Genomic DNA, 7469 nt, shown 5'->3' with positions numbered 1-7469 from the left:
GGATTATCAAAACTTTTATTAGATAAAAATCTTTCTGAGTATATAGAAGGTCATGAGTTGACAGAAATGATTGTTAGGATAAACGAGAAGTACGCACAGCTATTAGGAAAAAAGATAACATTTTCTAAAAGTATAGAAGGTGAGCATGCCGAATATCATGTTTATACTGTATTGTCGCTTTTAAACAATTTAGTTGCAAATGCTGTTGAAGCAATCGAGAGTACCGGTACAATTATAATAAAGGCATATAAAAGGGACACAAATGTGATATTTGAAGTAATCGATGATGGACCTGGTATTTTACCAAAATATAAAGAGTTAGTATTTAAACCGGGATTTACGTCGAAATATGATCAAACAGGGGCAGCATCGACAGGCATTGGACTTTCCTATATAAAAGAGATGGCTACAGAACTTGGAGGAGAGGTGAAGCTCCAAGGTAGTGAAAACAGCGGAGGATGTAAGTTTATTGTCTGTTTACCAGAGTCAAGTTTAGTACGGGAGGGGGAATAAGGTGTTTTATTATATCGTAGATGATGATGAAGTATTCCGCTCTATGCTTTCACAAATCATTGAAGATGGTGATCTTGGAGAAGTAGTGGAAGAAGCGGAAGATGGCGCTTTCATCGAAGCGGATCAGCTAAATTATAAAAAGATAGATATTTTATTTATTGATTTATTAATGCCGATTCGAGATGGGATTGAAACGGTTCGTCATATCCTGCCAGCGTTTACAGGAAAAATAATTATGATTTCTCAAGTAGAATCGAAACAGCTAATTGGAGAAGCGTATTCGCTTGGGGTAGAATACTATATTACAAAACCATTAAACAAAATTGAAGTTGTATCAGTTGTAAGAAAAGTGATGGAACGCATCCGATTGGAACGCTCCATACAAGATATTCAAAAATCATTGAATAACGTCTTTCAATGGGAACAACCGCAAGTTCGAAATGAACCAGTGCAAGAAGAGAAAAAAATAACGGATTCAGGGCGTTATTTATTATCAGAACTTGGCATTGCTGGAGAGAATGGAAGTAAAGATTTCCTTAGTATGCTGGAATATTTATTTGGGCAAGAAAAAGAAAAAACATTTGAATACGGATTTCCAGCATTGAAAGATATTTTTCACTATATTACAGTCAAAAAATTAGGAGAAGCGGCCTCAGAAGTGGAAATTGATAAAGAAAGAAAAGCCTCAGAACAAAGGGTACGCAGAGCGATTTATCAATCTTTAAATCATCTAGCTTCCCTTGGCTTAACAGACTTTTCGAATCCCAAGTTTGAAAGCTATGCTCCGAAGTTTTTTGATTTTACTGTTGTTCGGAAACGTATGACAGAAATGACGAAGGAAGAACTAGCAACTTCTGGGCATACGAGAATTAATACGAAGAAGTTTATACAAGTATTATATTTTGAGGCGAAGAGGTTAATGGAAATAGAATCAATATAAAAAAGGTTTTCTTATTTTGTAAATGAAGAGGAATTTCAGAGTGAGAATTTCTTTAAAACAATAATTTATCCCGCGTTAACGGGCAGTAATACTCCCACCTCAAAATTGGGAGAAAGCATTGTCCAGCTCTAGCGGCTAGAATCTCCGGTCGTTTCGCCCCCTCGGACGAGGCAAAAAGCGCCTCTCTGTCGGAGGCTCCAACGTCCTGCGATTCTGAGCGAGCCGCTTCCGCTTTTCTAAAGAAGTAAGGTGGGAGATAAACTGCCCGTAAAGTCCGATTGGTGAGGGCTAATAATCAGTAGGGGATGAAGAAAATCCCCACTGATTAAAGTTTCACTTTATATGTAAATCTATATACGTCCTGTTTATAAGTACATTACTCTCAAATGAGTAGTGTATTTTTTATGTTATTTTATATTTAGGCGTATAACATGTAAAATGTTGTATAAGAGAAAGTTTTTAATCACTTTAGGAATGTGAATCTTTAGTTTTAGGGAAGGGTCAAAATAATGAGTTTTACATTAAATAAAACAATAATTAAACAGTTATGCGGAGAAACCTCTTACAAAAAGGGCGAGGCTTATTATAGGACAAACAAAGTTAATATTACGAACTATGACGTTGAAAGAAATATTTGCGAAGCAACAGTAGAAGGGAACGAAGATTTTCACGTCATAATAGAAAACGCTGATAATGGTGATATTGTTGGCAAATGTAGTTGCCCTTCACTGGCTTCTTTTCATTCATACTGCCAACATATTGCCGCTGTATTATTATATGTCAATAACTTTCAGCAAACTGGACGCTCACTAGATTCTAGCGATTCCACAAATAGTATGTCTAGAAATGTTCAATTCGCGAACGGGATGTTGGATTTATTTGGTGAAAAGCCACTGCGTCCGAAAAGTAAGCAACATCGGTTTGATACACGTAAGATACTTGATGTGGAATTTATTTGTATGCCAGTTGTTTCAAGAAATGGGGGAGCTTTATTTGGAATTCAGGTAAAGTTAGAGAAGTTATACCCTATATACAAGATTAGAGAGTTTCTTAATAAAGTGGAACAAAGAGAGTCTTTCATATGTTCAAATGATTTTACTTATACGCCAGAGGTCCACAGTTTTCAACAAGAAACAGATGCGGTCATTCAACAATTGATTCAAATTTATCGTAACGAAAAAATGTATGTAGAATCGTTGCAAATAAGTTCCGAGCAAGATGAAAGTATGATTTTAATTCCACCTGCTTCATGGGACTACATGCTTTCATTGCTTTCCGCTACTCAATTTGTAACGGTTGCGTATGATGGGAAATCATTTCATGGCATACAAGTTTCAAAAAAGATATTACCGATAGAGTTTGAGTTCAGTAAAGGTGCAAATGGAGGATATATCCTTCAGATCAGCGGTTTACATCAAGTTTACGTAATGGATACATATGCGTATGCTCTTTCTGGAGGGCGCTTATATCGCTTGAATGAGGATGATTGTAATCGACTTGTTGAATTAAAAAGAATGATGCGTAATGCACAAAGTAATCAATTTCATATTTCAAATGAGAAAATGAAGCACTTTGTAGAAAAGGTAGTACCAGGTTTAATGAAACTTGGAAATGTTCGAATGGATGAAGTCATATCAGAGCGAATTGAAAAAACACCTCTGAAAGCGAAATTATTTTTAGATCGAGTTAAGAATCGTTTATTGGCAGGTCTAGAATTTCAATATGGAAATGTTGTCATTAATCCGTTAGAAGAGGATGGGCAACCTTCTGTCCTTCATCGGGATGAGAAAAAAGAACAAGAAATATTACAAATTATGAATGAAAGTGCCTTTGCTAAAACTGAAGGCGGATATTTTATGCATAATGAGGAAGCAGAATATAACTTTTTATATCATGTAGTTCCAATGTTAAAAGGTTTACTTGATATTTATGCGACAACGGCGATCAAATTACGAATACATAAAGGAAATACGACTCCTCTTATAAGAGTTAGAAGAAAAGAGAGAATTGATTGGTTATCATTCCGTTTTGATATAAAAGGTATTCCAGAAGCAGAAATTAAAGGTGTGTTAGTTGCTCTTGAGGAGAAACGGAAATATTATCGTTTAGCGAGTGGTGCTCTATTATCACTGGAGAGTAAAGAGTTTAATGAAATTAATCAATTTGTAAAAGAATCAGGTATTCGAAAAGAATTTTTAAAAGGGGAAGAAGTAAATGTTCCACTTATTCGTAGTGTGAAATGGATGAATTCACTACAAGAAGGAAATGTTTTAAGTTTAGATGAGTCTGTTCAAGAGTTAGTAGAAAATATTCAAAACCCGAAAAAATTAAAGTTTGCTGTGCCAAATACTTTAAATGCAGAAATGAGAGAGTATCAAGTATATGGATTCGAGTGGATGAAAACACTCGCTTATTATCGTTTTGGGGGCATTTTAGCAGATGATATGGGACTCGGAAAAACGTTGCAAAGCATTGCTTTTATAGATTCTGTTTTACCTGAAATTCGAGAGAAGAAACTGCCTATATTAGTTGTCTCTCCGTCTTCGCTCGTTTATAACTGGCTAATTGAGTTAAAAAAATTCGCGCCACATATTAGAGCTGTTATTGCAGATGGGAACCAAACGGAGCGCCGTAAGCTTTTAAAAGATATTACAAAATTTGATGTCGTGATTACGTCATATCCTTTATTACGAAGAGATATAAGACTATATGCACAGCCATTTCATACGTTATTTCTTGATGAAGCACAAGCGTTTAAAAACCATACGACGCAAACTGCAAGAGCAGTGAAAACCATTCAGGCCGAGTACCGTTTCGGGTTAACAGGAACACCTGTAGAAAATTCATTAGAAGAACTATGGTCTATTTTTCACGTCGTCTTCCCGGAATTACTACCAGGAAGAAAGGAGTTCGGTGATTTAAGGCGTGAAGACATAGCAAAGCGCGTAAAACCTTTCATATTAAGAAGATTAAAAGAAGATGTATTAAATGAGTTACCAGAGAAAATAGAGCACTTACAATCATCAGAGCTATTGCCGGATCAGAAGAAGCTTTATGCAGCTTATTTAGCAAAGTTAAGAGAAGAAACTTTAAAACATTTGGATAAAGATACGTTGCGTAAAAATAAAATTAGGATTTTATCTGGTTTAACGAGACTACGACAAATTTGTTGTCATCCAGGTTTGTTTGTTGATGATTATAAGGGAAGTTCAGCTAAATTTGAACAGCTACTAGAAATTGTAGAGGAATGTAGAAGTACAGGGAAGAGGATTCTTATATTTTCACAATTCACAAAGATGCTTTCCATTATTGGACGTGAATTGAACCGACAAGCTGTATCTTTTTTCTATTTAGATGGGAACACTCCAGCGCTTGAACGTGTAGAGTTATGCAATCGGTTTAACGAAGGGGAAGGCGATTTATTCCTTATTTCTTTAAAGGCTGGAGGTACTGGACTTAATTTAACGGGAGCGGATACTGTTATATTGTACGATTTATGGTGGAACCCTGCAGCCGAACAGCAGGCAGCAGACCGGGCGTATCGGATGGGGCAAAAAAATACTGTACAAGTCATTAAGTTAGTAGCACAGGGTACAATCGAAGAAAAAATGCATGAACTGCAAGAGAGCAAGAAGAATTTGATTGCAGAGATTATCGAATCTGGACAAGGAAAATTATCATCAATTACCGAGGAAGAAATTCGGGATATTCTTATGATTTAATATCATGAACATAAAAAGCTATGCTCTCATAAATGTGAAAGCATAGCTTTTTTGTAATAATTATATTCTTTTTCGTGTAAAGTAAATAAATCACATGTGTTCCTTAATTATTTTTTTGTGCCTTTACTTTTATATGGTTTCGCGTTTTGCTTTTTCTTAGCACTAGATTGCCAGCGGTTCCAGCCTTTACTTCCTGTACCTTGGCCTACACCCTTCTTAGGTTTTGCTTTCGTTTTACTCATATGATCACTCCGTTATTATAGAAAATCTACTTTGATAGTAGTCAATGCCTTTGAAATATAATCTCGATTTATGACTATGTTTGTTCCTAACAGTTACTGATAAGAACAAACAACTGAATGGTATAGTATATCATAAAATCGGCAATAATTTGATGCATTATGAGATCATTATCGAAATTTGTATAGATTCATTCGAATTGTAGAACGTTATTACATATGAAAAGAATCGCAAAGGAAATGAGAATGATGAGAAATACAATGGATTCGGTTTTTCGGACAATTACACTACTTGTCATATACATGATGGTTACAGTGAGTAAATCATTTTTAAAATTAAAACAACAAAAGAGGAGGTAGATTTGATAAGGGTTTTTCATTAACACAAACAATCAATAAAGCTGTAAAATAAAGAATTGAAAAATAATTTTAAACTTTTTGTTGACTTTCTCGTTTTTTTGTATAGAATAATCATTAATAAAATGTTTCAGAGATGTGACAACAAAACGACTATGAAAGGACGAGTAGTAGTAGGAAGTAGTCAAAGCGAGTCAGGGGTGGTGTGAGCCTGATACGAAGCCTGTTATGAAGAACCTCCTGGAGTCGCTAACCGAAATCCTTTAGGGAAAGTAGACTTAGCCGGGAACTTCGCCGTTACAAGAAGAACAGTATCGAGATTTCTTTAATCTCCGTACTGAATAAGTGAGCAACCTCTGTTGCTAATTTGGGTGGTACCGCGGAACCAAAGCCTTTCGTCCCAGTTTTTTTGGGAAAGAAGGGCTTTTTTTGTTGGCTTCTTTCCACTACATCCAAACATTTTAGGAGGAAATCAACATGTATCAATCATTAATGACAGTAAGAGAGACACAAATCGCAATTAAGGAAGTTAAAACATTTTTTGAGGATCAATTAGCAAAACGTTTTGGATTATTCCGCGTATCTGCACCATTATTCGTAACAAAAAAATCAGGTTTAAACGATCATTTAAATGGTGTAGAACGTCCAATTGAATTTGATATGCTTCATTCAGGAGAAGAATTAGAAATTGTTCATTCACTAGCGAAATGGAAACGATTCGCACTCCATGAATATGGTTACGAAGCTGGTGAAGGTTTATATACAAACATGAACGCGATTCGCCGCGATGAGGAACTTGATGCAACACATTCAATTTATGTTGACCAATGGGATTGGGAAAAAATTATTCAAAAAGAATGGCGTACAGTAGATTACTTACAAGAAACAGTACGAACAATTTATGGAATATTCAAAGATTTGGAAGATTATTTGTTTGAAAAATATCCGTTCCTTGGTAAGTATTTACCAGAAAATATCGCATTTATCACATCTCAAGAGTTAGAAGATAAATACCCAGAGTTAACGCCGAAAGACCGTGAGCATGCGATTGCGAAAGAGCATGGTGCAGTCTTTATTATCGGAATTGGTGATGCACTTCGCTCTGGTGAAAAACATGATGGACGCGCAGCTGACTACGATGATTGGAAATTAAACGGAGACATCTTATTCTGGCATCCAGTACTGCAATCTTCATTTGAATTATCATCAATGGGAATTCGTGTTGATAGCAAATCACTTGATGAGCAATTAACAAAGACGGGTGAAGATTTCAAACGTGATTACGATTTCCATAAGGGAATTTTAGAAGAAGTACTTCCATTAACACTTGGTGGTGGTATTGGGCAATCAAGAATGTGCATGTACTTCTTACGTAAAGCGCATATCGGTGAAGTTCAATCGTCCGTATGGCCTGATGACATGCGTGAAGCTTGTAAGAAGGAAAACATTCACTTATTTTAATGAGGAATGAATGGAACTACTTTTTGAACGGGGATTGACGATTTATAAGTCTACCAAAACAATGATTTAAATTATATATACATCGATTAAAAACCGACATAAAACCCATCTTTTTAGGTGGGAGGGAGCATCCGGCCATGCATAGAAGCTCTGCCACATGCGAAGTAACAACAGAACGAGCAAACGAGTGTAGGTTACTTTTTCTTCTGCATAGCAGGGATTTAGATGTCGAAAAAT

Annotated in this window: 5 protein-coding genes and 1 other annotated feature; of the genes, 4 read left to right on the top strand and 1 reads right to left on the bottom strand. The window is 35.8% G+C overall.

Annotation, left to right across the window (positions count from 1 at the left end; genetic code table 11):
• The 3 genes from V7183_RS14545 to V7183_RS14535 form a co-directional block, all read left to right on the top strand.
• A partial coding sequence (locus tag V7183_RS14545; RefSeq protein WP_335359967.1) for an ATP-binding protein occupies positions 1-513 on the top strand: 513 nt, incomplete at its 5' end.
• A 1-nt stretch (position 514) separates the two neighbouring features.
• Positions 515-1453: a response regulator gene (locus V7183_RS14540; RefSeq protein WP_335359966.1), complete on the top strand. Its 939-nt coding sequence runs from the start codon at positions 515-517 to the stop codon at positions 1451-1453.
• Positions 1454-1962: 509 nt separating this feature from the next.
• Positions 1963-5175: a DEAD/DEAH box helicase gene (locus V7183_RS14535; protein ID WP_335359965.1), complete on the top strand. Its 3213-nt coding sequence runs from the start codon at positions 1963-1965 to the stop codon at positions 5173-5175.
• Between the two features lie 107 nt (positions 5176-5282).
• Here V7183_RS14535 and V7183_RS14530 read toward each other — a convergent pair whose 3' ends face one another.
• The gene (locus V7183_RS14530; protein WP_097896317.1) at positions 5283-5417 is read right to left on the bottom strand and encodes a DUF3934 domain-containing protein; all 135 of its coding nucleotides are present in this window, start codon (positions 5415-5417) and stop codon (positions 5283-5285) included.
• Between the two features lie 500 nt (positions 5418-5917).
• Positions 5918-6177: a binding site (T-box leader), on the top strand.
• Positions 6178-6248: 71 nt separating this feature from the next.
• Here V7183_RS14530 and asnA point away from each other — a divergent pair.
• On the top strand, positions 6249-7232 hold the full coding sequence (gene asnA / locus V7183_RS14525) for an aspartate--ammonia ligase (protein WP_097896319.1): 984 nt from the start codon (positions 6249-6251) through the stop codon (positions 7230-7232).
• The last annotated feature ends 237 nt before the right edge of the window (positions 7233-7469 follow it).

Source organism: Bacillus sp. JJ1127 (assembly GCF_036965845.1).
GTDB lineage: Bacteria > Bacillota > Bacilli > Bacillales > Bacillaceae_G > Bacillus_A.
Note: the sequence above shows the minus strand (reverse complement) of the source record. Positions and strands in the feature narration are given on the sequence as shown.